At 57.3% G+C, this 26973-nt stretch carries 19 protein-coding genes and 3 pseudogenes; 9 read left to right on the top strand and 13 right to left on the bottom strand.

Translation table 11 applies throughout. The features are described from left to right. Nucleotides 1-28: 28 nt before the first annotated feature. Nucleotides 29-793: an arginyltransferase gene (locus tag AAYR33_02785; protein XAO71878.1), complete on the bottom strand. Its 765-nt coding sequence runs from the start codon at nt 791-793 to the stop codon at nt 29-31. Nucleotides 794-905: 112 nt separating this feature from the next. Between AAYR33_02785 and AAYR33_02790 the strand changes: the two genes are divergently transcribed. After that, on the top strand, nt 906-2321 hold the full coding sequence (locus tag AAYR33_02790) for a phospholipase D-like domain-containing protein (GenBank protein ID XAO71879.1): 1416 nt from the start codon (nt 906-908) through the stop codon (nt 2319-2321). Nucleotides 2322-2333: 12 nt separating this feature from the next. On the opposite strand, the gene AAYR33_02795 is transcribed toward AAYR33_02790, so the two are convergent. Together AAYR33_02795 and AAYR33_02800 are read right to left on the bottom strand one after the other, a co-directional pair. After that, on the bottom strand, nt 2334-3002 hold the full coding sequence (locus tag AAYR33_02795; protein XAO72356.1) for an endonuclease/exonuclease/phosphatase family protein: 669 nt from the start codon (nt 3000-3002) through the stop codon (nt 2334-2336). Nucleotides 3003-3007: 5 nt separating this feature from the next. Then, nucleotides 3008-4063 carry an AI-2E family transporter gene (locus tag AAYR33_02800; protein ID XAO71880.1) on the bottom strand — a complete coding sequence of 352 codons (1056 nt, stop codon included), beginning with the start codon at nt 4061-4063 and terminating at the stop codon, nt 3008-3010. Nucleotides 4064-4440: 377 nt separating this feature from the next. Here AAYR33_02800 and metC point away from each other — a divergent pair, with 377 nt between their 5' ends. Next, nucleotides 4441-5649 carry a cystathionine beta-lyase gene (metC, locus tag AAYR33_02805; protein ID XAO71881.1) on the top strand — a complete coding sequence of 403 codons (1209 nt, stop codon included), beginning with the start codon at nt 4441-4443 and terminating at the stop codon, nt 5647-5649. Between the two features lie 5 nt (nt 5650-5654). On the opposite strand, the pseudogene AAYR33_02810 reads toward metC, so the two are convergent. From AAYR33_02810 to AAYR33_02820, 3 genes and pseudogenes are all read right to left on the bottom strand, one after another. Continuing rightward, a pseudogene (locus AAYR33_02810) lies at nt 5655-6718 on the bottom strand (ATP-binding protein). 102 nt (nt 6719-6820) lie between these two features. Continuing rightward, nucleotides 6821-8065 (bottom strand): phosphoglycerate dehydrogenase, encoded by a 1245-nt coding sequence (serA, locus tag AAYR33_02815; protein ID XAO71882.1) that lies wholly within the window; start codon nt 8063-8065, stop codon nt 6821-6823. Between the two features lie 108 nt (nt 8066-8173). Next, entirely contained in the window at nt 8174-8896 is a 723-nt protein-coding gene (locus AAYR33_02820) for an inositol monophosphatase family protein (GenBank protein XAO71883.1), read from the bottom strand. A 189-nt stretch (nt 8897-9085) separates the two neighbouring features. Between AAYR33_02820 and AAYR33_02825 the strand changes: the two genes are divergently transcribed. The 4 genes from AAYR33_02825 (at nt 9086) to smpB (ending at nt 12153) form a co-directional block, all read left to right on the top strand. Then, entirely contained in the window at nt 9086-9820 is a 735-nt protein-coding gene (locus AAYR33_02825) for a 3-deoxy-manno-octulosonate cytidylyltransferase (protein XAO72357.1), read from the top strand. Further along, nucleotides 9817-10662, top strand: coding sequence for a prephenate dehydratase (locus AAYR33_02830; protein XAO71884.1), 846 nt, complete (start codon nt 9817-9819; stop codon nt 10660-10662). The genes AAYR33_02825 and AAYR33_02830 overlap by 4 nt, the downstream gene beginning before the upstream one ends. Nucleotides 10663-10761: 99 nt before the next feature. Next, nucleotides 10762-11655: a 4-hydroxy-tetrahydrodipicolinate synthase gene (gene dapA / locus AAYR33_02835; protein XAO71885.1), complete on the top strand. Its 894-nt coding sequence runs from the start codon at nt 10762-10764 to the stop codon at nt 11653-11655. 3 nt (nt 11656-11658) lie between these two features. Next, on the top strand, nt 11659-12153 hold the full coding sequence (gene smpB / locus AAYR33_02840; GenBank protein ID XAO71886.1) for an SsrA-binding protein SmpB: 495 nt from the start codon (nt 11659-11661) through the stop codon (nt 12151-12153). A 49-nt stretch (nt 12154-12202) separates the two neighbouring features. Here the strand turns inward: smpB and AAYR33_02845 are convergent, their stop codons facing one another. Next, nucleotides 12203-12544 carry a hypothetical protein gene (locus tag AAYR33_02845; GenBank protein XAO71887.1) on the bottom strand — a complete coding sequence of 114 codons (342 nt, stop codon included), beginning with the start codon at nt 12542-12544 and terminating at the stop codon, nt 12203-12205. Nucleotides 12545-13212: 668 nt separating this feature from the next. Beyond that, nucleotides 13213-13887 carry a cold-shock protein gene (locus AAYR33_02850; protein XAO71888.1) on the bottom strand — a complete coding sequence of 225 codons (675 nt, stop codon included), beginning with the start codon at nt 13885-13887 and terminating at the stop codon, nt 13213-13215. A gap of 315 nt (nt 13888-14202) precedes the next feature. Here AAYR33_02850 and AAYR33_02855 point away from each other — a divergent pair, with 315 nt between their 5' ends. Next, on the top strand, nt 14203-15282 hold the full coding sequence (locus AAYR33_02855; protein ID XAO71889.1) for a lipid A deacylase LpxR family protein: 1080 nt from the start codon (nt 14203-14205) through the stop codon (nt 15280-15282). Between the two features lie 495 nt (nt 15283-15777). Here the strand turns inward: AAYR33_02855 and AAYR33_02860 are convergent, their stop codons facing one another. Continuing rightward, nucleotides 15778-17865: an ATP-dependent DNA helicase RecG gene (locus AAYR33_02860; protein XAO71890.1), complete on the bottom strand. Its 2088-nt coding sequence runs from the start codon at nt 17863-17865 to the stop codon at nt 15778-15780. 149 nt (nt 17866-18014) lie between these two features. Here AAYR33_02860 and mfd point away from each other — a divergent pair, with 149 nt between their 5' ends. Beyond that, on the top strand, nt 18015-21473 hold the full coding sequence (mfd, locus tag AAYR33_02865; protein XAO71891.1) for a transcription-repair coupling factor: 3459 nt from the start codon (nt 18015-18017) through the stop codon (nt 21471-21473). A gap of 64 nt (nt 21474-21537) precedes the next feature. Here the strand turns inward: mfd and AAYR33_02870 are convergent, their stop codons facing one another. Continuing rightward, complete coding sequence (locus AAYR33_02870) at nt 21538-21969, bottom strand: LysR substrate-binding domain-containing protein (protein ID XAO71892.1); 432 nt, start codon at nt 21967-21969, stop codon at nt 21538-21540. 70 nt (nt 21970-22039) lie between these two features. Further along, nucleotides 22040-22168: pseudogene (locus AAYR33_02875) on the bottom strand (LysR family transcriptional regulator). A gap of 96 nt (nt 22169-22264) precedes the next feature. On the opposite strand from AAYR33_02875, the pseudogene AAYR33_02880 reads away from it, so the two are divergent. Next, nucleotides 22265-23908 (top strand): annotated as a pseudogene (locus tag AAYR33_02880) (thiamine pyrophosphate-binding protein). A gap of 258 nt (nt 23909-24166) precedes the next feature. Here the strand turns inward: AAYR33_02880 and AAYR33_02885 are convergent. Beyond that, the gene (locus AAYR33_02885) at nt 24167-26008 is read right to left on the bottom strand and encodes a cobaltochelatase subunit CobT (protein XAO71893.1); all 1842 of its coding nucleotides are present in this window, start codon (nt 26006-26008) and stop codon (nt 24167-24169) included. Between the two features lie 12 nt (nt 26009-26020). Continuing rightward, nucleotides 26021-26965, bottom strand: coding sequence for an AAA family ATPase (locus AAYR33_02890; protein ID XAO71894.1), 945 nt, complete (start codon nt 26963-26965; stop codon nt 26021-26023). Nucleotides 26966-26973 lie beyond the last annotated feature (8 nt).

Raw genomic sequence — 26973 nt, forward strand, 5'->3', positions numbered from 1 at the left:
CGCGCCTGACTCTCCTCACGTGTTTTTCCTACCGTCGAACGTCTTTGGGCTGCGAGAAGGGCGTTTCGAGCGGGCGCCAGACATTATTTTGGAAGATTTCCGCGGGGCGGAATGATGATTTATACGCCATTTTGGCACTCGCCGCGACCCAGTTGCCAAGATAGAGATGCGGCAAATGTCGTTGCCGAGCTAGAGCGATCAATTGGAGAATCGCATAGATCCCGAAGGATCGGTGCGGGCAATCAGGCACGTAAAAATTATAGATTGCCGAAATGCCGCAGGACATGATGTCGATCAGCGAAACGCAGACGAGCGCCCCGTCCATTGCACGAAATTCAAGGACAATGGACGGGACAGGGCTGCATTCTACAATGTCGCGGTAAGCATCAAAATTCATCTCCCGCATGGCGCCTGAAGGATGTCGGACACGCTGATATCTCTGGAAAAGATGATATTGCTCAAGCGTTGCGCCCCGTAATGATTCACGGCAGGTGAGGTCAAGATGCGTTTGCAGCACGCGTTTCTGCTGTCGGGAGGGCGTAAATGTTGCGACGGGCAGGCGGAGGGGCAGGCAGGCGCGGCACATCGCGCAATCAGGCGAGAACGCGACATCAAACATGCGCCGATAGCCGCGCAATGTCAGGTCACTCATATCCGCTACGACATGCGGGCCTCGCAGCAGGATCACACGCTTTCGCTCTCTGAGCCCCTCTAGATAGGAACAGGCCTCTTCAGGGAGGTGATAAAATTGACGTTTGGGTTTCGTTTCGGTCGTTATTTGTCCTATTGTCATCCTTCCTGCATAAACATATTTCCCCCGTTGATGAAGAAGCCGCTTTCAGAGTCCGGGCGATTTTACCGGTAATCGGGCGCCTCGCGCCTGTTCATGTCGGGGTGGTTTCGGGATGACACAGATTTTAACGACGCCGGACATTGGTTTCCTGATCTGTCGCCTTGCGGTCACGCTGATCGTTATTCTGCATGTGCTCAGGACGAAGCATGACACGTCGGCCGCTGTGGGGTGGATTGGCTTTTGCTGCTTCATGCCTTTTACCGGCGCGGTGCTCTATACGATGTTCGGCATTAATCGTGTGCGTCGCCTGGCGCAGAGGCTCGTGCTGGAGCATCGCTGGCCGGGCCGCGACCGTCTGATGGAACATCGCCACGCGGTGGAGGGGCGTTTCGCCCCCTTGGCCTCCATGCTCTCACGCCTGACGGAGCGCCCGCTTCTGGGTGGAAATATAATCGCGTGTCTGCATAATGGTGAAGGCATCTACCCACAGATGATCGCCGCCATTGATGCCGCGCAGCATTCTGTTCTGCTTTGCTCCTATATTTTCCGTGCGGATGAGGTGGGGCAGAGATTTGTCGCTGCCTTAAAGCGGGCTAAGGCGCGTGGGGTGGAGGTGCGCGTCCTGATTGACGGGATCGGGAGCGGTTATTTCTATAGCGGGATCGCTCGCGCCCTGACGCGCGCCGGGATACGTCATGCGCGCTTCATGCATTCCTTCCTGCCCTGGCGGATGCCTTTCATCAATCTGCGCAATCATCGCAAAATCCTCGTGACGGATGGGGCTGTCGGCTTTCTCGGCGGTGTGAATATCGGCGCTGAAAATCTGCTGACCGGCGCCGCACGGCAACGCGTGGCGGACACGCATTTTGCCCTTCGCGGCCCTGTCGTGCAGCAATTGACGGAAGCCTTCGCGCGGGATTGGTCTTTCACTGCCGAGGAGGAGCTGGAAGGATCGAAATACTTTCCTGAAGCGTCAGCCGAAGGCGACGTCCCCCTGCGTATCGTAACGGCGGGGCCGGATGATGATCTTGAGAAAATCGAATATGCCATTCTTCAGGCGCTGACACTAGCACAACATCATGTGCGTATCATGACGCCTTATTTTCTGCCGGGGGAACGTCTGACAACGGAAATCTGCCTGGCCGCCCTGCGCGGCGTCAAAGTGGATATTGTGATCCCCAAACGTGGTAATCACCGCATCATCGATTATGCGCGTGATGCCAGTCTCGGGCCCTTTTTACAGGCTGGATGCGCCATCTGGCTTGCGAAGCCACCTTTCAATCACGGCAAATTGCTCGTGTGCGACTCGACATGGTGTTTTGTCGGTAGCAGCAATATGGACCTCCGCAGCCTGAGGCTTAATTTCGAGATTAATCTTGAAGCTTACGATGCGCGCCTCGCTGAAAGTCTCGCGCACTTCATCGATTCCCATAAGGCGAACCGCCTGACATCCGCCTATCTGAAGTCCATCCCGTTCCTCAAACGTGTGCGTAACGCGGCCATTCGTCTTTTGACGCCTTATTTGTGAGATGCGGCGCGTTTAACGGCGTGGCGCGGCATCAAGGCCGAGCTTGACGAAAATCGGATGATGGTCGGAGCTGAAATTCGGCAATATCTGATGATTCATGAGATGCATCCCGCGCACCAGGCACCGGTCAATGCGGATGGGGAAGATCTCCGCCATGCGATGGGTCGGCGCGCGCGGTCCCACATCTTGAAATTGCGGAAGAAGGGTGGGGCCAACGAGGTTGAAATCACCCATGATGATGGCCTGATTGCGTAACATCGGGACGAGGTGGCGCAATTGCCGCCGATTAAGAATCTGCCCATGCGATAAATGCACATTCGCGATGGAAAAATTCCCGAAATCAATGATCTGGGCGTGACGCCGGACAATCAGCCCCGAGGGCAGGCGACACCGCACCGGCGCGCGGGAAAATGGGTGTCGGCTCCAGCAGGCTAGTCCGTGAATGCGTTCCGGCAGGGCGAAACGCGCATAATAACCGCCCAGGCGATCTGTCAAAGCGGAGAGACCAACGACGGCCTCCTGCATCAGGACGATATCCGGCTTGACGGCCTCAATCAGCGCCACAACCTCCTGCACCTGGGCACCCACCTCATGAAGGAGGTTCCAACTGAGGATTTTGACGTGATCACCCGCATAAATCTGCGCCGAATCGCGCGGGGGGACGGCGAGGGGCGGCGAAATGGATGTCACAGCGTGTCGGGCCGCGTGTGCGTGTAGGCACCGCTGGCGAATTCCGTCGTCAGCGTATAACCGACGCCAAGAAGCACCGGCCCGAGGAAAATACCAACACCGCCGAGCGTGATAACACCGCCCAGCACGCCCAATACTGTCAGCAGGTAAGGAAGCTGCGCGCCGCGTGCAACGAAGGCCGGGCGGATAATATGATCAGCACCGGAAATGATAATGACGCCATAAATGGCCAGAAAGAGCCCTTTGGCCCAGCTTCCATTTAGGATGAGCCATAAGGCCGTTGGCACCCAGACAATCGGCGCCCCAACCGGAAACACAGCGACAAAAGCCGCACATCCACCAAGGAGACCGGCTTCCGGCACGCCGCAAAGCATCATGCCGATCGTGGTCAGCACGCCTTGAATGATCGCCGTCCCGAGAATGCCGTAGACGGTGCCACGCACCACACTGCCAATCACATCAATCAGGCGATAGGCATAATCACCCGTGACGCGGCGCAGTAACGCGGTGATAACGCGCCCCAACGCATCGCCATTCAGCCAGAAGAAAAACGCGATGAACAATGCCATGACGAGTTCAACCAACCCACCGGCAATTTGGATCAGGACAGATATTGTATAGCGCGCGATCTGGCCGGCATAGGGGCGGATAGTCGCGCCGATACTGCCAATATCCCGCGTCCACTCGGTGTAAAGTGCTGTCAATTTCCCACCAAGATAGGGGATATGGGCGATCCATAACGGGGCCGCCTCGTTCTTGCGGAAATGGGCAAGCCCCGCCGTAATGCTGGCCGTTGCAGCGGGCAGGTCCTGAATGCCGGTTGAGGTGAGGAGGGCGAGAGGGAGGACGATGGCCACGGCGCAGATGATCATCATCGTCACCGCTGCGAGGACAGGTTGGATGCGTCGCCGCAGGCGCTTGAAAAGCGGCCACGTCGTAAATGTCAGGATGGCGGCCCATAAAATGGCGGAAAGAAACGGCCAGAGGACGACGCCGCAGCCATAGGCGACGCCGACGAGTAAAAAGCCGAGCATGATGCGTTCGGTCGTCACGAGCTGTCTCCGTCCCTCACTTGATCGGCCATTCGGCGTTGGCTCATCTCTTAACGCAGGTCACCATAACATTTTTCAGAGAATAAAACGCGATTCACAATTTTATCCGTTCTGACAAATTCCTACCCCGCGCGATATCGATTTGATGGGGCGTCACAACGCGGCACGATGACGTTCGCACTATGTCACTTGACGCGCATTCACTACCATAAAATCATGAATGCGCAAGATTTATTCTCAAATGAAATCTTGCCGCGAGGTGGAATTTTCCATTTTCCGACGGGTGGCACGCAGGTTAGGGTTGGAATGGTCGGGTGTCATGACGGAATTTTCGACATTGGCAGCAAGGTCGGTTTGAGGAGAGGAATACATCATCAATGACGGATGCCATGGAACGACGAGTCACGGAAGGGTGGAGCCGCTTCGCCGATAAGGTCGTGCGCGCGGGGCGTCACGACTCATTGCCGGAAAGGGGGCAGTTCATCAATGCACCGGTCGCGCGGGGCTCCACCGTTATCTTCCCGAACTTGGAGGCGATGAATGCGCAGGGCCACCGCACCTATGACCATGAGGTGATTTACGGTGCGATGGGCAACCCCAATCAGCATCTTCTCGAACGCCTGATCGCGGATATTGAAGGCGGCAGTGACTGCCAGGCTGTATGCTCCGGCCTGACCGCCTGTGCCCTGCCGCTTCTCGCTTTCACGGAAGCCGGAAGTCACGTGCTAATGTCAGATGCGATTTACGGCCCGACACGTCGTTTCGCCAAAACGATGTTGCGACGCTTTGGTGTGGAGACCAGCTTTTATCCCCCAATGGCGTCAAAAGAGACGCTGCAATCCCTGATGCGACCCGAAACACACATCATCGTCGCTGAAAGCCCGGGCAGCCATAGTTTTGAAGTTCAGGATGTGCCGATGATCGCGGACGTTGCCGCTGCGGGTCACGCAAAGCTGATTGTCGATAATACGTGGGGACTGGGCATATTCCAGCCTTTCGCACATGGTGCGCATATCTCTGTCCAGGCTTTGACGAAATATGCGGGCGGGCATTCCGATATTATTCTGGGCGCGGTGACCGTCAATGCGCGAGAAGATTGGGTGAAGCTGAGAGACGCGGCGATCCAACTTGGCTTCTGCGCTAATCCGGATGAGAGCTGGCTGACGTTGCGGGGCTTGCGCACCCTCCCTGTGCGCCTCGAAAAACAGGCTCTGACCGCTTACAGAATGGCCCGATGGCTGCAATCCCGCGCGCCGGTCGCGCGCGTTCTGCACCCGGCTCTGGAGAATTGCCCGGGCCATGATAATTGGCTGCGCGACTTCAGCGGTGCGGGATGTCTCTTCGGGGTGGCGTTGCGACCGGAAATCACCGACGCGGCCATGCGGGCCATGATTGATCACCTTAGAATTTTTAGCATCGGCGCATCATGGGGCGGGTATGAGAGCCTCGTCATGCCGACTTCGGGGGGCATCGTGCGCGATCACGCCCATCATCATCAGCTTGGTCCCTCCTTCCGCCTTCAGATCGGCCTTGAAGACCCTCAAACGCTTATGGAGGATCTCGCCACTGCCATGGCGGTTTTGTAATGAGTCTATCGGTGCCGAAAGGCGAGCGCTTCCATCAGATGCGTCGGTTCCAGAGCGGGGGAGTCGGCCAGGTCCGCAAGGGTGCGCCCCACACGGACCAGCCGTGTCATCGCGCGTGCAGAAAGGCGTAATTTCGTGCCGATCTGCTCCAACTGAGACCGCGCATCATGTGTGAGATGCAGCTCTTCAAAATCGGCACGGGCATTGATGCCGCCTTGACGCGCCATTTGCCGCGCGCCTGCGCTTTCGACACGTTGGCGCACCGTCGCGCTCGCCTCACCTTTGACGGCGCGGGTAAGCTCAACCGGCGTGGCGGGTTTGAGGAAAACAGCGAGGTCCATGCGATTCATCAGCGGCCGGAAATCCGAGCGGTATAATCCTCGGCACATCGCGGCGCCTTACGGCATTGGCGATCCGCATCGCCAAAATAGCCGCAACGACAGGGATTCATGGCCGCGACAAGCTGGAAATGCGCGGGATAGGTCACGTGATGGGCGGCGCGCGCCACGGTGATGGTGCCGGTTTCGATCGGCTGGCGCAAAGCCTCAAGACAGACGCGCGAGAATTCCGGCAACTCATCTAGAAAGAGAATACCGTGCTGCGCCAGGCTGACTTCACCCGGCCGGGCCCGCGCGCCGCCATCCGCCAGGGCAGGGAGGGAGAGGGAATGGTGCGGATCCCGAAAGGACGGGCGTGTGATGAGCTGCCCATCTTTGAGAAGGCCGCTGAGACTGCAAATCCGGCTGACCTGCAATATCTGATGCCGGTCAAGATCGGGCATGATGGAGGTCATGCGCGCGGCAAGCAAAGCCAACGCGATGGGAAGATCGAAATGCGACCCTTCTTTCGGGATGTCAGCCGGGACGAGATTGACGAGAATGCGTTTCGGCGGCAAGGCCAGGTCCAGGGAAGCAAAGGCGCAGCGCACGCGTTCCTGCGTTTCCCCAACGGCTTTATCGGCCAGGCCAACGACGGTGAAGGAGGGAATACCGGCGGAAATATGCGCCTCAACCGTCACCGGGATGGCCTCGATCCCGGCAAAGGTGAAGCTCTGCACCCGTGTGATCACGGGTAACGAAGGCGCTTTCTGACTGCGATGTTCCTCAAGTATCGACACGCCGACATAGTTAACGACGGCAGTTGAGGATAACAAGCGGAAAAAGAAAAAACTTTATCTCTGGTAAATCAACCTTGTGCGGATGGTCCCATCAAGCGCGCGAAGACGTTGAAGCAGGGTCTGGTCAACCTCTCGATCCGGCCCGGCGTCACTTTCAACCACGACGTAACCAACCTCTCCATCCGTCTGTAAATATTGAGAGACGATGTTACGACCCGCATCCGAGAAGATCTCGTTGAATTTTTGCAGAATGCCGGAACGGTTTGCATGGACATGCATGAAGCGGGAGCCTTTCGGCCGCTCAGGTAACTGCACATTGGGGAAATTAACGGCACCCAGCGTTGACCCGACATCCGAATATTCGACGAGCCGCTTAGCTACCTCGACGCCGATCCTCTCCTGCGCTTCAACGGTGGAGCCACCAATATGCGGCGTAAGGATGACGTTATCCAGCCCCTGAAGTGGTGAGGAGAATTTCCTATCCCGGCCCTTCGGTTCAACGGGGAAGACGTCGATCCCGGCACCCATCAGATGGCCATCCTTCAGGGCCGCTGCGGCAGCGTCGAGATCCACCACTGTGCCGCGGGCGTTATTAAGCAGAATGCTGTTGGACTTCATGGCGCGGATCTGCGCCGCGCCCATCAGATTGCGCGTCTCCGGCGTTTGCGGGACGTGAAGGCTGACAATGTCGGATTGCGCCAGAAGCGCCTCAAGGGACGCGACAGGGGTGGCGTTGCCATGCGGGAGCTTATCGACAATATCGTAATAAATGACATTGAGGCCGAATGACTCAGCCAGGACGGAAAGCTGTGAGCCGATCGAGCCATATCCGACGATACCCAGCGTCTTCCCGCGTACCTCCCAGGAATTAATGGCCGATTTATCCCAGCCACCACGATGACACTCCTCCGAGCGGGAGGGGATCCGTCGAAGCAGCATGACGATCTCACCCATTGCCAGCTCCGCGACGGACCGTGTATTACTGTAAGGGGCGTTAAAGACCGGGATCGCGGCATGGCGCGCCGCATTGAGATCGACCTGGTTCGTTCCGATACAGAAGCACCCGATCGCCATGAGGCGGTCAGCCGCGCTGATGATTTTTCCCGTCAATTGGGTGCGGGAGCGGATGCCCACCATATGCACGCCCTGAAGCGCCTCGGCCAGCGCCTGATCATCCAATGCGGTCTTGAGGTGGGTGATCTCGTGATATCCCTTCGCCCTGAACCACGCAGCCGCGCTTTCATGGATGCCTTCCAGAAGCAGAATGCGGATTTTGTCCTTGTGCAGAGATAACGTCATCGAGCCTCATCCAACTTTGCGCGCCACCCTGATGATGGCCGCGTCTTTTGAAGGTTTCCTAAACGATTATCGCTGCGCGGGGAAGGTATTTCCGGTGCCGGCGTCGAGTCAGAAAGGGGCGTTGAGGGCGGCGCAGGCTTCACGGTTCAGGGAGGGGCTGGCGCAGGCAAGTACGGTGCCATCGCTCTCTGCTGTCAGGCTTCTGTCCTGCCAATCGGTAATGCAGCCGCCAGCACCTTCCACGATGGGAACAAGCGCGGCCCAGTCCCAGATTTTCATGGTGCTTTCCGCGATGATGTCGATCAGGCCGAGGCTGAGCAACCCGTAAGCGTAAGCATCCCCCCAATTGGTGCGCCGGACGTGGCGCTGAAGCTGCGCAAACCGCGAGGCATCTTTACCGATGTGCATGTCAGGCGCGGTGCAGGAAAGTTCTGCATCCGCTAATGACGCTGTTGCGCGCCGCGTCCCAACCTGCCCCGGTATTTCTACGCTGGTGAATTGCGTCTCCGCCCCGGTCACGCCGAACCATCTTTCCCCCGTTATGGGCTGGTCGATCAGCCCCGCATAGGGGGCGCCGTCACGAAGCACGGCGATCAGCGTCGTAAAACTCGGGCGACCGGTGATGAAAGCCCGCGTGCCGTCGATCGGGTCAATCACCCATTGCCATCGGTCCGTCGTGGGGTGGCCGCCAAATTCCTCTCCCAGAATGTGATGTGTCGGATGGGTGGATTGAATCGGGCCCCGTAAAAGCGTTTCGACTTCGTGATCAACCTGCGTCACTGGGCTGGCATCATCTTTGGATGTCACGGTCAGGGGGGGCTCTGAAGGCACGTTTCAGAATGGTACCGGCTTGATCAGCGCATGAGCATCGTCTGTGACAGGCGGACGAAGTCAGTCACTCTGAGCTCCTTCAAAGCTCTCATGCTGAGATTGACGCCCCTATCTGCACTGGGGCATGAAGTTGTGCAATCGATTCTCGGTTTAACGCCCCGTCGACAAGTCTGGAGCCAGCGCGTCCACATGAAAGCCGTCATCATCATCCCGTCGCGTCTCGCGGCCTCCCGTCTGCCTGATAAGCCGCTCGCGATGATCGGCGCTAAGCCCATGGTCGTGCATGTCGCTGAGGCCGCCCGCGCCGCGAATGTCGGGCCGGTTATCGTCGCTGCGGGTGATCGGGAGATTATGGAGGCGGTGGCGGGATGCGGTGTGCATGCCGTGTTGACGGACCCCGCTCTCCCCAGTGGGACAGATCGCGTTCACGTCGCTTTGCAGGAATTTGATCCGGATGGCGCTTTGGATACGGTCATTAACCTTCAGGGTGATCTTCCCCTGATCCGCCCTGAGGATATTGCAAAAGTTCTCGCACCGCTCAACGGCATGGATTTTGATATCGGCGCGCTCGTCGCCCCGATCATGTCCGAAGCGGAGGCAAATACGCACGCCGTCGTTAAAGTCGCCTGCGCGTTTGGCAGGGCGGGGGATATCGCCAGAGGGCTCTATTTTTCCCGCCATGTCATCCCGTCCGGGGCGGGGCCTTTATGGCATCATGTCGGAATCTATGCATGGCGCCGCCCGGCTCTCAACCGTTTCGTCACGCTTCCCCCCTCCGCGCTTGAAAAGCGGGAATCGTTGGAGCAATTGCGTGCCCTCGAAAATGGCATGACAATCGGTTGCGCCCAGATCGCGACGGCACCGCAATCTGTCGATACAGCGGATGACCTTGAAATTGTCCGCCGTCACGTCGCGAAACCATGAGTGTCATCGCGTTTCAGGGTGTTGCGGGGGCTTATTCGGACCTCGCCTGCCGCCAGGCGCGTCCGGGTTGGGAGACGCTGCCTTGCACGAGTTTCCCCGATGTGATTCAGGCCGTGCAGGAGGGGCGCGCCGACCTCGGTATGCTGGCCTGTGAGAACTCCCTTGCCGGGCGCGTGCCGGAAGTGCATGCCCTTCTGCCGGAAGCGGGTCTGTCGATCATCGGCGAGCATTTTCAGCGTGTCGAGCACTGTCTCATTGCGCCTCCCGGCGTCAAAGAGGGGGAGATTCGTCGCATCCACACCCACCCCGTGGCCATTGGCCAGGTCCGCAAACTGATTACCGCACTGAACGTGCAGGCTATACCGACTTTCGACACGGCGGGCGCGGTCAAACTTGTGGCGGAATGGCAATCTCGAGAAGATGCGGCGATCGCGTCCGAACTCGCCGCACAGCTTTACGGGCTGACAGTGCTTCGCAAAAATGTTGAGGATGCGGCGCATAATACAACGCGTTTCTACCTCGTCGCCCGGCAGGGCGGCTGGCCACCGGTGGAAAAATGCGCGGATACGATGACGACTGTGCTTTTTCGCGTTGAAAACAGCCCGGGCGCATTATATGGTGCTCTGCGTGGTTTTGCGGAGGCGGGAATCAATCTGACGCGTCTGGAAAGTTATATGGAGGTTGACTCCTTCAACGCGACGGGTTTCCTCGTTGATTTTGAAGGGCACCCCGAAGAGGCGCGGTCACAGGCTGCATTGGATAACATGAAGGCCTATGCGGATCAGCAAATGGTCCTCGGCGTTTATGGTAAAAGTCCGGCCCGACAGGACAGTGAGTGTTAAATCGGATGTGCATTGTCGTGCGGGCGTGTCGGCGTTAAACTGCGTTTTTTATTGCTGATTTCAGGTGATGATCGGGTTGCCCCCGATCTGGGTAGGGTCGTGTCTGCACGTAAGATTTTCCAGGGTTCTTTGGTCGCGTTGCTGACGCCCTTTCAGAAAGACGGGTCTCTGGACCTGCCGGGGCTGGCACGACACATTGAACGTCAGATTGAAAACGGCACGGAAGGTTTATGTCCCGCCGGCACAACGGGGGAGAGCCCGGCCCTCACGCATGATGAGCACGGGTTGGTCGTCGCCCACACGGTCAAAATCGCGGGTGGCCGGGTGCCGGTTATGGCGGGAGCCGGGTCTAACAGCACGCATGAGGCGGTGGCCATGGCGCGCGATGGCAAGGCCGTTGGCGCGGATGGGCTGCTGGTGGTGGCGCCCTATTATAATAAGCCGACCCAGGAAGGGCTTTATCGCCATTACATGACGGTGGCGGACGCAACGGATTTGCCGCTTTTCGTTTATAATGTCCCCGGGCGGTCCGTTGTGGAAGTTCTGCCGGAGACGCTCAGCCGATTGGCGGGCCATCCCAATATTGTCGGGGTGAAGGACGCAACGGCCAATCTCGTGCGTCCCTTACAGGTCATACGTCTCACGGATAAAAAATTCACACAGCTTTCCGGTGAAGATGGGACGGCCTTGGCCTTCCTCGCCAGTGGGGGGAATGGCTGCATCAGTGTCACGGCCAATATTGCGCCGCGTCAATGTGCGCGCATGCATGCGGCGTGGCGTGAAGGGCGTGTCGCGGAAGCGATGGATATCCAGCAGAAATTAACGCCGATACATGATGCGCTTTTCTGCGAGTCGAACCCGGGTCCTCTGAAATATGCGGCGGCGAAGCTTGGGCTTTGCGGCGACACGTTGCGCCTGCCGCTTTGTGACGTCAGCGCGGCATCGAAAAAAATCATTGATGCTGCTTTAACTGAGGCCGGATTGACGGGGTAAAGCGTGGCGAGTCCAAAAAAAAAATCATCGCTGATCTCTCACGGGATTGCGGCGCAAAACCGCAAGGCGCGATTTAATTACACGATTATCGAGACAATTGAGGCCGGGCTTGTCCTGAAAGGAGCAGAGGTGAAGAGCCTCCGCCACGGGCGTGCGACAATTACCGAAGCCTATGCGGGAGAACGCGACGGCGAGTTATGGTTGCTGAATGCGTATATCCCCGAATATCAGGGCGGCGTTCTATCCCGATTTGAGACAAAAGCGCCACGGAAATTGCTGCTGCATAAAAAGCAGATGGCGCATCTCCTCGGTGCGGTTTCACGCGATGGCGTGTCTCTTGTGCCGCTGGATATTCATTTCAATAAGCGGGGCGTCGCGAAACTGACTTTGGGTCTGGGGCAGGGCCGGAAGAAAGAGGATAAACGCCACGCCATCGCTGAACGCGACTGGCAACGCGACAAAGGACGCCTCATGCGATCCAAGGGGAAAGATTTTTGACGCGGTAACGGACTTTTTGATAACAAAATGCAGGTGGATCACCAACCTCTCAGCGAGGCGTCCGCGAGTCGGGCGGAATGATGCCAAGAGCTGACGCTGCGAGAACATTCTCACTGGGTGCGCCCGCCAAGACGTAGCCCTTTTCGAGCAATTTGCGACAATAATATTTATTATACATGAATGCCCAGATAAAGCTGACAAAAAGTAAGCCGATCCCGTAAGTACAAAGACCGATTATGACCAGTATGATGAAACTTCCAATAAACGTAAGAAAATCGGCGCATAAAAGAGCTGGGAAAAATCCAAATAACAATGTCGTCCAGGAAAAACCGTAGTATCCATTCTTCAATATCCTGGTTTCTTTATGTTTCATCACAATACGCGTGGCCATTTCTTACCCTCATGAAGGTCGTTAACAATAAAAACTGACTATGTAAAGTAACACATGTTAGGAAGGCGATAAAGTGATTTTTATCTACTGTATATAAGTTTTCGTTTAATCTCAAATGAACTGACAAGATTTGTGGTATTACCGCTTCTGCGCTTACCGGACGTGACATGCTACAATCGGGTACTGCGTCCGTACCGCGCAGACATCGCTCATCCTATCGGGCGAGCATGACGCATCGAATTTTCCTTAAAAATTGAGCCTTTAACATGATTTATCGTATCGATAAAAAGGTATAAACTCCGCCCGACGATTGAAGCCGAGTCGGATCGTTCCCGGAAGGACGAACACGGCGTCAAATCACGTCGACAAGACTCGCTTAGATGGAGCGCTGACGAGATTGACGTTTTTTCTCTATCTTCAGAAAAACTGATGCGTATCTAAATGCTTTGGGAGGAAGCTTACGTTTTAGCGTTTCAACGGCTCGAAGGAAAAGGAAGGCGCGACGCGCGCTAAAAATGACGTTGCCGATGTCAAACAAAAATCTGGAGGCGCTCCAATGAGACAAGATAATAAGCCGATACCTCTAATCTGAACTTTCCATGGCAAAGGCACTGGTCAAAAAAGGCCGATCCATGACCGGCCTTTTCTTAAACAATATTGTTGAAAGCTTAACCGACGTCGATGTCGGCAGCTTCAGGGCCTTTCGAGCCTTGAACAACCTTGACATTGACAGCCTGACCCTCGGAAAGGAAGTTCAAGCCGGAACGCTCCAGCGCGGAGGCGTGGATGAAGATGTCCTTGCCGCCACTCTCCGGTGTGATGAAGCCAAAACCCTTCGTTGCATTGTACCATTTGACAGTGCCGCGAAGATCCTGAGCGGAGGAGAGGTCCGGCGCGACACGTGGCGGACGGCCACCGCCGAAACCGCCAGCGCCGCCACGGGCATCAAAACCACTGCGGGGGCGCGGGGCCTCGGCAGTGGTTTCATCGACAGAAATCACTTCGGCCACCTGACGACCCTTCGGACCCTGGCCGATCCGTACGGAGAGTGTCGCACCAGGGGACGCTGCCGAGAAGCCAGCATTGGAGAGCGCGTTGGCATGGAGGAAAACGTCGCCCGTGCCATCAGCAAGTTCGACAAAGCCGAAGCCCTTCTCCCCGCTGAACCACTTTACCGTGGCGCTGACTTCCGGTCCCGAAGCGACGACTTGAGCGCCGCCGCCTGATGGACGACGATTTTGTGAATTGGGGCGGTCCCCATATGACGGAGCGGACATGAAATCATCGTCAAATCCGCCGCGGCGAGGGGAACGGGGGCTGCGGTCGGTTCTGTTACTTCTCAACGGTCTAATCCCGAGATCTAGGCGCGGTCTCTTCAATAAAGAGAGCGCTGGTGGCGTAAATCAAAATTTTACTGAGAATCGGTCTGCATATTGCAGCCTAAATCGCACAGGTAAAATTTCTCGACGATACTAGCATGCTTTTGGAAAACCGTGCCACAGGAAAAGGTGTAATAAAATCAGAGGTGTCACAATTTCTGAAAATTAAATAAAAATTTATCATAACAATTCTAAAACACACATCTCTGTGTCAAGAAATTATAAACTTTTACTCTTAACCAATTTTCGCAAGAGGCTGTTCAATGCTCAAATCCATACATGTCGTGCGTCGCGCCGTGTCTTCTGGGGGGCGCGCGTGTGGCACAGGCTGCCGCATCTCCCCCGACGGACCCACGCTCAATCTGGACCATTCAGGCTGAGAATGACGCCGTCTCCGCCCTTAAAGGCACGTCCGACCAATATTACACTTCCGGCCTGCGGGTGAACTGGACGTCAGGCACGGACCAGCTGCCGCGATTTTTCTCCCGCATCAACCGCGCTTTGCTGGGTGACGGAGTGCAAAGGATGAGTGCCGGCGTCCAGCAACTTATCTTCACGCTCAGCAACACACAGGCGGCAACCTCCCTCGCGGGTGACCGGCCTTATGCCGGTGTGCTGCTCGGCACGCTGAACCTAATTAATGACACGGATCTGTCGCGCTCCGTCGTCGGGACACAATTAGGCGTCATGGGCCCCGCCGCGGGTGGCAGGCAGATGCAGAATGGCTTTCACAGCGTCATTGGTGATTCGCCGAACCGGGGTTGGGACCATCAATTGCGTAATCAGCCCGTCTTTCAGGTTCAGGGCGGACGCATCTGGCGTTTTCCGCTCATCAAGGTGGCGGGTATCGAGACGGATATCATGCCCGCTATTTCCGCGGCGATGGGTGATCACCGGATTTATGGCGGTGGGGCCGCGATATTGCGGATCGGACAGGGGCTAGACAGCGATTTCGGCAATGCGGAGGAGGGACATCGGGTCATGCCCGTGCTCGGGATAGGTGGCGACAGCGAAATTCATATCCGGCGCATATTTAATGTCACCGATCTGAACCGGGCGGGACATGATATTGCGCAATGTGGAGATGTGGAGATCGATGATGATGCGGTTATCACCAGGCAGCGTGACGAGAATAAAATTCCCCCCCCCGCCGAAATGGCCGATCAAGGCATAATGCGTGCCGCTCTGAGCGATCCGCACCGCCAGCTTGTCGATGATCTGATTGGCGACATCCCAGCCATAAAGCTGGTTGATGTGGTCAAGGCTCCCGAGAGAAACGCGAATGACGGAGAAGCTGCGACGGCGCGGCAAGTGCCGTTCGCCATCTATCTGCTGACGGATAAAGTCGAGGCATTCTGACCGTCCCGGCAGGGATTTTACGGAGAGAGATGGATGCGGCGGGGCGAAAATCGTTGAAAAATAAGGCAGGATTTTCCTCAAGCGGGAGAGTGTTTCCTCAGGCGAAGATTTCAGATGGCCGAACTGCGTCACAACATATGATCTGTCATCATATCACCCAAAGACTGTCGCCACCCTCGTTTCAGCGATTTCAATATGCGCGGCGTGATCACGCAAAGAGGGCATCACGCTTTCAACGGAGGGCAGGTCCACGCGGCCCCGTGCGATGACCCGTACCGGGTGTTTTTATCGTTGAGCGTCAAAAGGACGAGGCGGTCCGCGCCGAGCAGGTGCCGAGACATGTCCAATATCGACTCTTCGGTTTGGTGCGACGGAAGATTCGACATTTTTGAAATCCATCTTTCATCACCGGCATCGCGGCGCGATCAGGCCGAGGCCGTGTAATGTAGCGTTAAATGCGCCCAGTTCACCTATCAGGGGACTGTATAACCTATTTTAACCAGATGCGAGCAAATCCAAAGGCTGGTCACCATTAAATATGCGTGTAAGTAACCTGTATTGATCATTGTCATCTGTAACGCCCGATTGTGTTTTCCGCCAGTAGGCGTCACTGAGTTGACGCGCGATTTCCAGTATCTTCTCCAGCGGGACTCCATTTAACAAGCGGGGGTCCGGCAGTCCGGTCTGACGTCGCCCGGCAACATCACCGCCGCCGCGCAATCGATGATCCTCCTCCGCGATGAGAAAGCCGTCTTCCGTCTGTTTCAGCAGGGTAAGGCGTTGCTGGGCGTTGAAAGACGTCGTCTTGTCAAAAAGCAGCAGACAATATGACCGCTTATGTCCTCGCCCGACACGGCCGCGCAACTGGTGCAACTGGGCCAGGCCGAACCGCTCCGCATGTTCAATCACCATGACGGAAGCTTGCGGGACATCCACGCCAACCTCAATCACGGTCGTTGCAACGAGGATTTTATACAGCCCCTCCCGAAATTGCTGCAAAATCGCCTGGCGCGTCGCACTGTCCTGACGCCCATGCACCACAGCGACTTTTCCGGGAAAGAAACGCTCAAGACTTTCATAGCGCGCCTCCGCCGCGGCGAGGTCCAGTTTCTCACTTTCCTCTATCAGAGGGCAGACCCAGTAAATCTGAGCCTGTTCCGAGATTTTGCGCCCGATCGCATGATAAACCTCGTTTATGCTGCTGAGGGGATGTAGGGATGTCTGGATGGGCAGGCGTCCCTTCGGTTTTTCATCAATACGGCTTACTGCAAGCTCCCCCCAACGTGTCAGAAGAAGCGTGCGGGGGATCGGGGTGGCCGTCATGACGAGCATATTGACGTTCTCGCCCTTATTGCTCAATTTCACGCGCTGCGTGACGCCGAAGCGATGTTGCTCATCAATGACGCAAAGGCCAAGCTTCGCAAACGCCACCCCATCCTGAAACAAAGCGTGCGTGCCAATCACAATGCAGGCGGACCCATCAGCAATGGCCGCCAGCGCCTCACGCCGCGCCTTCCCTTTGACATTGCCGGATAAAAAGACGGTCTTGACCGGTGAGAGGGCGGAGATCGTCGTGAAATGCTGTCGCGCCAGGAGTTCAGTCGGCGCCATCATCGCGGCCTGCATATCCGCTTCCACAGCATGGAGCATGGCCATCAGCGCAACGATCGTCTTGCCGGACCCCACATCCCCCTGAAGAAGGCGAAGCATCGGGCTGGGCTGGGTCAGATCCGCAGTGATTTCATGAATGACGCGTTGCTGGGCAGATGTCAGATCATGGCCGAAGCGGCTGAGCGCTTCTTTTTGCAGGCGGACCGTGCCGATTAATGCACTGCCCGTCTGCTGCCGAAGCCGCATGCGCGTTGCACCCAGCGCAAGTTGGTCATGAAAAAGCCGGTCACAGGCAAGCCGCTCCCGCGCGCCACGTTGCAGGTCCTGCCATTCACTTTCATGACCAGGCTTGATCACGCGGTCCGGGGCATGGAGGGTGATGAGGGCGTCTTTGAAGTGCGGCCATTTCTGTGTGCACAACAGCGCCGGGTCCAGCCATTCAGGCAGAGGGGGAAGGGTGGCAAGAGCGGCGGAGACAGCGCGGCGCATGGTCGAGGTGAATAACCCGGCCGTTAAAGGCCAGATAGGCTCAATTGCCGGGATCATATGCCGACGTTCCGCCGGGACGAGGTAATCAGGTTGCGGCATGGTCAGCCGGCCATGATAAAGCTCCACAATGCCCGAGACGGCGATAGACTGCCCGATGGCAAGATTGCGGATAAAAGCGGAATTGAAAAAGACGAGGTCAATTTCAGCATTTTCATCCCGCAGAAAGATGTGGGAGGGTTGGCGCGGTCTCGATGATCTCTCAATGCGCGCGACACGACCTGTTGTCGTCACAATATCGCCCGCAAGGCAGGCTTCCGCCGCCTGCGCCAGCGGGACAGGATGGGCACGGTGAATATAACGGTCGGGCAGGGTCAGGAGGAGATCCATCACGCGTTGACCGCCCGCAACTTTCGTCAAAAGGGGCGCCGCGCGGGCCCCGACCCCCGGCAAAGAGAGGAGCGGGGCGTCAAGGGGCGCAAACATGTCTTCGGGTTCTGTCTCGTTCATCCATTCACCTGACGGGCTGACACGACAACCCTCAACCGTTATAGGAAAACCCACATGAACAACAAGACGTCTTCCTGAAGGGCGACAGAGTGACTTTATAGCTTGTGAGGTAAAAAGGCGTCATCGTGGGACAGACAGTTGATTATCCGACCCTTTGGGGTGTGCCGGACTCTTATGCCGCGTTTTTCCTTCGCACGCGGTTGAGTGAGCATAAGGGGACGCTTGTGCACATTGCCCGGGAAGACGCGGCAATCGCCGTCATTGGCGATGTGCTCAATTACCTTGAACCCACTTTGGAAATCCTGCGCTTCCCCGCCTGGGACTGCCTGCCTTATGACCGCGTCTCACCACACCCGGTGATTATTGCCGAGCGCGCCGATACTTTGTCCCGCCTTCTGGACGCGCCGAAGGGGCGACGCGTGGTGCTGACGACGGTGGCCGCTCTGGTGCAGCGCGTCACCCCGCGTGATGTGTTTCAGGGGCAGACGATGCGGATTTCCGTCGGAGAATCCTGTGATCCGGAAACACTGATCGCCCTCCTTACCGCGAGTGGCTATAGCCGCACTGACACAGTCAGGGAGCCGGGTGAGTTCGCCAGTCGGGGGGGGATATTTGACCTTTTCCCCCCTTCCGAAGCCGCACCCCTGCGTATTGATCTCTTCGGCGATGAAGTCGAAAATATCCGGCGTTTCGACGTCCAGACTCAAATCTCGACGACGCCGGTCAAAATTTTTGAATTACGGCCGGTGACGGAATATATGCTGACGCCGGAGGCAGTCAGTCGCTTCCGCACCGGGTGGCGGGATGCTTTCGACCCTTCCTCAGTGCGTGACACCCTTTATGAGCATATTTCGGAAATGCGCCGCCATCCGGGTATTGAGCATCATCTGCCGCTCTTCTACCCGGAACTTGAGAACATCTTTGATTATATCCTGGATGCGGCTGTCAGCGCGGATTATCAGCTTGAGGAAATCCTGCTCAACCGGCTGGAGATGATCAAGGACTATTACGCGGCGCGGCGGGAACTCGCTCATGAGGGCGAAGCGCTTTATCGCGCCCTGCCGCCCCATCGGCTTTATCTCGACCGCGCCGGTTGGGATGCCATGCTGAGCCGACAGAAATGCATCAAGATCAGCCCGTTTGCCAAACCGGATGTCGGGGTCGGGCTGGATGCCGGTGCGCGGGCGGGCCTTGTCTTCGCCCGTGGGAAAGATCAAACGCGGGAAGGCGTCTTTCAGGATCTGAAGCGTCAGGTGAAGGATTGGGCGGCACAGGGGCGGCGCGTTTACATCACGGCATGGTCAACCGGGTCCCGCACGCGGATTGCGGCGCTGCTTGATGATCATGGCCTGGCTTACGAGAATTTTGACCCATGGGCCGATGCGGCGGGCGTGGCGACCGGCATCGTCGGGTTGATTATCCTGGGGCTGGAGCGCGGCTTTATCGCGGACCGCGTGGTGTTCATCACCGAGCAGGATCTGTTGGGCGGACGCATCGCGTGCCCACCGCGTCGTAAGCGCAAGGCCGATCAGTTTATCTCAGAAGCTGCGGAGATCAATGAGGGGGACCTCGTCGTCCATGCGGATTACGGCATCGGGCGTTATGAGGGGCTGGAAACCATCAGTGTCGGGATGGCGCCGCATGATTGCCTGCGTCTGCTCTACGACAATGACCAGAAACTTTACCTCCCGGTTGAGAATATTGAATTATTAAGCCGCTTCGGATCAGAGCAGAATGGCGTCGCCCTTGACCGCCTCGGCGGACCTGCCTGGCAGGCGCGTAAAGCGAAAATGAAGGAGCGCATCCGTGACATGGCGGCGGAGTTGATCCGTACGGCGGCTGGGCGATCCATCCGGGAAGCACCTAATCTGGCACCGCCGGAAGGGCTCTGGAACGAATTTTGCGCGGGTTTTCCGTTCATCGAGACGGATGATCAGACGCGGGCCATCAGTGATGTGCTGGAGGATCTCACGTCAGGCAAGCCGATGGACCGCCTCATTTGCGGCGATGTCGGTTTCGGCAAGACGGAGGTCGCTATCCGTGCGGCGTTTATCGCGGCCATGTCCAGGGTGCAGGTGGCGGTCGTCGTGCCGACAACCTTGTTGGCGCAGCAGCATTATCGAAGCTTCACGTCGAGATTTTCAGGCTTTCCCATTCAGATTGCCCAATTATCTCGATTGGTGAGTGCGGCAGAAGCCGCGCGGGTGCGGGAGGGGCTCGCGGCGGGCCGGGTGGATATTGTGATCGGCACCCATGCGCTTCTGGCAAAAACGATCAAATTCGCCAATCTCGGCCTGCTGATTATTGATGAGGAACAGCATTTCGGCGTCGCGCACAAGGAACGCCTCAAAGCCCTGCGGGAGGATGTTCATGTGCTGACATTATCAGCCACGCCTCTCCCCCGCACATTGCAACTTGCCCTGACGGGCGTGCGGGAAATGAGCCTGATTGCGACACCCCCGACAGACCGCCTGGCCGTGCGCACTTTCATCACACCGTTCGACAGCGTGATGATCCGTAAGGCGATACAGCGTGAGCGGTTCCGTGGGGGGCAGATTTTCTGCGTCGTGCCGCGCGTCGAGAATATGGAGCGCATGTCCGAAAGATTGCGGGAGATTGTCCAGGATGCCAAAATCGCGCAGGCCCATGGCCGCCTCGCCGCGACCGAACTTGAGCGCGTGATGACGGAATTTTCAGACGGGAAGCACGATATCCTGCTTTCGACCAACATTGTCGAAAGCGGCCTCGATATGCCCGCCGTGAATACGCTGATCATTCATCGTGCCGACATGTTCGGGTTGGGTCAGCTTTACCAGTTGCGCGGGCGTGTGGGGCGCGGCAAGCAAAGGGGTTACGCTTATCTGACCTGGCCGCAAACGCACCCTCTCAGCCCGGCGGCGGAAAAACGACTTGAGATCATGCAGTCACTCGACAGTCTGGAGGCTGGCTTCACGCTGGCCGCGCATGACCTCGACCTGCGCGGTGCCGGTAATTTGCTGGGTGAGGAGCAATCCGGCCATATCAAAGAGGTTGGTATCGAGCTTTACCAGCAAATGTTGGAGGATGCGGTGGGTGACCTCCGCCATACGGGCGAGGCGGTACGCGCGCGGGATGAGGATTGGACGCCCATCATCGTGCTCGGCCTTCCCGTTCTGATCCCGGAAGATTACGTCAAGGACCTGCCCGTGCGTCTTGGCCTTTATCGCCGTATCGGCGTGCTAGAAGGTGAGGCGGAAGTTGATGCCATGCGCGCGGAGATGATTGATCGTTTTGGCCCGATCCCCCCGGAGGTTGAGAATCTCCTAAACGTGATCGAAATCAAGAAAGCCTGCCGTCGCGCGCGCGTGGAGCGGGTTGAAGTCGGGCCAAAAGGCATGGTCATCCAGTTCCGTAAGCAGCAATTCCCGAACCCGGACGGGTTGATGAAATGGATCGCGCGCAACGCGGCACAAGGCGTCAAACTCAGGGCGGATCACAAGCTGGCCATCGTGCGGGAGATGACAAACGCCCAGCGTATCGCCTACGCGCGGAAAGTCACCGCCGTCCTTGCCCGCATGGCGGAGAAAAAAACGGGGGCACCGTGATCGCCTTGAAACGCCCCGTCGGCGCGTCGTCCCATGAAGCGCAAAGCTTTCAATGCGTTGGAATTCAACAGGTGCCAACGGTTTTTCCATCGCTTGAAGCGCAGAGCTTCTTCAAAATGTTGACAAAAGCAGTGGCGGCTTTGTTGGGTGCAGCATGTGTCGTCGCCATGGCAATGGTCGCGCGCGGCATTTCTCCCAGGATCGGGTGAAACGTCACGCCCTGCGTGTGGATCTGTTGCAGATAAGCTGGGATGATGGCCATATCGACCTGGCCGAGGCGCAATGACGCACAGAGTGCGGGCGTGTTACTCTTCTCCAGCGTCACGGTGACACCGAGCTTCTCACGCCGAAAAGCGGAAATCGCCGCCGGCATCAAGGGAAGAAGCGAGACGCCGCCCGCCATACCCACCCGTAAATGACCCTGATCCCCGGCGCCAAGCGCACGGGCGAGTGTCTCGAATTCCTTCGCGAGGGAGAGAATGGCGCGCTCGTTCAACGAGGATGTTGCCAGCCGATGTCAGCGCCGCCCCGCGGCCCGAACGGTCAAAAATCCGCACGTCGAGATCATCTTCCAGCCTTTTGACCTGCTGGCTCAGAGGTGGTTGCGCCATATGCAACGCTTCCGCCGCCCGCGTGAAGGTTCCGTGATCCGCGATGGCGGTGAGAAAGCGCAGATGCCGTAATTCCACAGCCATATCCCCTACATATGGAAATTGGCTTGAATATATATTGGATATGTATCGGAGCAAGGTCTAACGTTCCCGCGTGGCAACGGTAAGGACTTTTTTACGATGACGTATACAGTCGGCATGTATCTGGCGGCGCGCCTTGACCAGATCGGGGTGGAGCATCATTTTGCGGTCGCCGGGGATTATAATCTCATCCTTCTCGATCAACTTCTCAGCCATGAAAATCTTAAGCAGCTTTATTGCTACAATGAGTTGAATTGCAGCTTTGCGGCGGAGGGTTATGCACGGGTGCGCGGTGTGGCGGCGGCGGTTGTGACGTTCGGCGTCGGTGCCCTTTCCGCGACAAATGGCATTGCCGGGGCCTATGCGGAAAATTTGCCTGTCATCCTCATTTCCGGCGCGCCCAATTCCAATGATCAAGGCTGCGGACGCATCCTTCATCATACGATCGGCAAGACGGATTATAATTTCCAGCTTGAAATGATGCGGCAGATTACCTGCGCAGCGGTCGAGATCAATGATGCTGCCACAGCGCCCGAAAAAATCGATTACGCCATTCGCACCGCTTTGGCGGAGCGCAAACCCGCTTATATCAGCATTGCCTGTAACATCGCCGATGCACCCTGTCTGCGTCCCGGCCCGATGACGACACGCCACCCCTCCCTGAATTATGACAGGTCCAGCCTTACTGCCGCCCTCGACGCGTCGCTCGATTGGCTGGAGGGGCGTGAAAAACCCGTCATTATCGTCGGGAGTAAAATTCGCGCGGCGCAGGCCCAGAAGCCGGCTATCGCTCTGGCTGAAAAATTGGGGAGCCCCGTCGCTGTCATGGCGGCCGCCAAATCCTTCTTTCCGGAAACGCACCCTTCTTTCCGCGGTGTCTATTGGGGCCTCGTGAGTGATCCGGGCGTGGAGGAACTGATCAACACGTCGGATGCGGTGCTCTATCTCGCACCTGTCTTCAATGATTTCTCAACCGTCGGTTGGCACGCTATGCCGCACGGTGAACATGTGCTGGTCGCGGATCCTGATCGTGTGACTCTCTGTCAGACGAGCTATGACGGCTTCACACTCGCAGCCTATCTTGAAGCCCTTACGACGCGTCTGGAGCAGAGGGGCGCCATTGCACCTCCCGCCGCACCGCGTTGCTTCAGCCCCGCACCCACCCCGACCGACGCGCCCCTCATCAATGATGAGATGACGCGCCAAATTCAGGAACTCATGACGTCCGGAGACGACGCTCTTCGCTGAGACGGGGATTCGTGATTCAATGCCATGCGCTTGAGCCTCCCTAAACATGCGCGACTGGAGCTTGAAATGCAGTGGGGCCATATTGGCTGGTCCATCCCCAGCATGTTCGGCAACGCGATCGGATCGCCGGGGGATCGTCATGTCGTTATGGTTGGAGACGGCTCCTTCCAGCTCACGGCGCAGGAAGTCTCCCAGATGATCCGTCACAAATTACCGCTCATTATCTTTCTTATTAATAATCGCGGCTATGTCATTGAAATTGCGATCCATGACGGGCCGTATAATGTGATCAAAAATTGGGATTATGCCGGGTTGATGGATGTCTTCAATGCAGAGGACGGCCATGGTCTGAGCCTGCATGCAAAGACCGGGGCGGAGCTTAATACGGCGATTCGTCAGGCCCTCGCCAATAAGGAAGGCCCAACCCTCATAGAATGCGCGCTTGACCAGAAAGACTGCACCAAAACGTTGCGGAAGTGGGGTTTGCAAGTCTAGGGCACGAATGGGCGCCGCGCGCAATTATCGTAATTTTCTGCGGACCGTTAGGACCGGTCACGCGGTTGTAACGCCCCGGTTTTAGGGGCGTCCAAACTCTTGCGGCCAGGGAAACGAATGAATAAATCATTTCAATCCAGTCGCGTAAGTCACTGATATTAAGTTAATTTAAAGGTAAGGGTTTAAACGGGACGCCGTCTCGCGAGCTGGCTGTCATGCGGTGCGTTCCAGTCGTTACCCTGTCCAGACGGTTGGGGGTCAGTCCTCACCAAAAAGGTCGAGGAGCTTTTGCAGCACGGTCCCGCTAAGCTCATCCGCTGAGCGGATGGTGACGCTGTTGCGGTAATATCGCGTCACATCATGGCCGATACCAATCGCCAGCAATTCCACCGATTTCTGAGATTCAATCTTGCGAATCACCGCGCGAAGATGCTCCTCAAGATAAGCGTGGTTATTGGCTGAAAACGTGCTGTCATCCACCGGCGCACCATCCGATATCACCAGCAGGATGCGCCGCTTCTCGTGCCGCTTGAGAAGGCGCTGCCAGGCCCAAAGCAACGCCTCACCATCAATATTTTCTTTCAGCAGCCCCTCTTTCAGCATGAGGCCGAGATTGAGCCGCGCACGTCGATAAGGGGAATCGGCATTTTTATAGATAATGTGCCGCGTATCATTCAGGCGTCCCGGATTTTCCGGTCGGCCTTGCTCAAGCCAGTCCTGACGACTTTTCCCGCCTTTCCAGGTGCGGGTTGTGAAGCCGAGGAGCTCCGTCTTGACGTGACAACGCTCAAGCGTGCGTGCGAGAATATCGCTGCAAAGCGCGGCGACAGAAATCGGGCGGCCGCGCATAGAGCCGGAATTATCGATCAGCAAAGTCACGACTGTATCTTTAAAAGCGGACTCATGCTCGATCTTAAATGACAGGGGCGTGGCGGGATTAATGACGATGCGCGGCAAACGCGTGGCATCGAGGAGGCCCTCTTCCTGATCAAACTGCCATGAGCGCTGCTGTTTCGTCATTAAACGGCGCTGCAATTTATGCGCCAGCCGCGCGACGACCGATTGCGTGCCCGTTAATTGCTGGTCGAGAAGGTGCCGAAGATGCGCCAGCTCTTCAGGGTCGCATAATTCGGACGCGCTGACCTCTTCATCATGCTCCGTTGTGAAAATGCGATAGGGGGCGGCTTCCGTGTCCGAGGGCTCCCCGTCTCCTCTCGACATTGTCGGGGAGAGGTCATCGCCAAGCGGGGCTTCATCGCACCCCAATTCGCCCTCCATTTCACCTTGATAATTCGTCTCATCACCTTCAGATTCCGCCTTTTCTGACGGTTCATCCTGTGACGCCTCGCCGCCAGCATCGTCAGGCTTATCCGGGAAGGGGGCAGGCTCCGCGTCATCCTGCGTCGCCCGTGGCGGTGCGTCCTGCGTGTGATCGGGCGCATCAAGCGTGGCAAAAAGCTCCATTAAAGTCTCGGAGAAAGCTGCCTGGTCATCTCGGATGGCGGCGAGATGGTGCAATTTCTCCCGCTCTGCCTCTGAAAGGGAGTCGCGCCAGGCTGACAATGCCGGGCCGATCGGGTGCGGCAGGGAGCCGGGCATCATGGCGTCGCGTAACAGAAGTTCAAACGCGAGCGGCGCCGGCATATCCGCCTTCTCCTGCATACGCATCGCGCCCTGCATGAAGCATTTGCGTTGCAGCCTTGCGGCGAGATTATCCTGCACGCCCCGCATCATGCGGGCGCCATAAACTTCACACCGCACCTGTTCCATGGCTTCAAAGGTTGTGCGCCGTGTCGGGTCCGGGATGCGACTGGACATGTCCAAACGGGGGTCGTGATGCTTTCGGAACAAAGCTTCCGCATCCGCGACGCCACGCATCTCGACTTCCTCCTGCGAGGTGACATGGCGCGGCATGTAGGGAAGGCGGACGGTGCCGTGGCTCTCCTCCTGCGGTGACCCTTCCAGAAAAGTGACGGCAAGATGGGGGTCCCCCGCCATGGCACGGAGCGTTGCCTTCGTCGCACGCCGGAAACCATCGCCCGGATGACGTTCGCCGAGTTCCGGGTCCGGCTTTGGCGGGGTGGGCGGTTGGGAGCTCATGCCCGTAACCCGTTAGAGCGGGTTCAGCGTTTCACCGAGGCAACGCTGATAAAATTCGGCGATGATTTCTCTCTCAGCCTCATCGCATTTATTGAGGAATGTCACGCGGAAAGCGAATTGCCGATCACCGAAAATCTTCGTATTTTCGGCCCAGGTGATGACCGTGCGCGGCGACATCACCGTTGCGAGATCCCTGGACATAAATCCCTCACGGGTCAGTTTCGCAAGCTGGACCATATTGCCAACAACCTCACGCTGGGCATCATCACCCAGCGGAATTTCCATCTTGGCGCACACGATCCGCACTTCCTGCTCAGGCGGGAGGTAATTCAGCATCGCGACGATGTTCCAGCGATCCATCTGCCCCTGATTGATCTGCTGCGTGCCGTGATAAAGCCCGGTCGCATCGCCCAGCCCCACCGTATTGGCGGTGGCGAAGAGGCGGAACCAGGGATCGGGCTTGATGACGCGATTTTGATCCAGCAGCGTCAAATGCCCCTCCGCCTCCAGAACGCGCTGAATTACGAACATGACATCGGGCCGCCCCGCGTCATATTCGTCAAAAATCAGGGCGGAAGGCCGCTGAAAACACCAGGGAAGGAGACCTTCACGGAAAGAGGTGATTTGCTTACCATCCTCAAGCACGATGGCGTCCTTGCCGATCAGGTCAATGCGGGAGATATGACTGTCGAGATTGATGCGTACGGTCGGCCAGTTGAGACGTGCCGCGATCTGCTCAATATGGGATGACTTACCCGTGCCGTGAAACCCTTGCACGTAAACCCGGCGGTTATAGGCAAAGCCGGCGAGGATGGCGCGCGTCGTATCCAGGTCAAATTGATAGGTCGGGTCAATTTCCGGCACGTGACTCGTGCGGACGGAAAAGGCTGGCACGACCATGTCGCTGTCAATGCCGAAAACCTCACGCGCGGACAGTTTTCTGTCGGGCGCTTTCAATTCTCTTC

This window comes from Acetobacteraceae bacterium, from assembly GCA_039613835.1.
Taxonomy (GTDB): domain Bacteria; phylum Pseudomonadota; class Alphaproteobacteria; order Acetobacterales; family Acetobacteraceae; genus Sorlinia.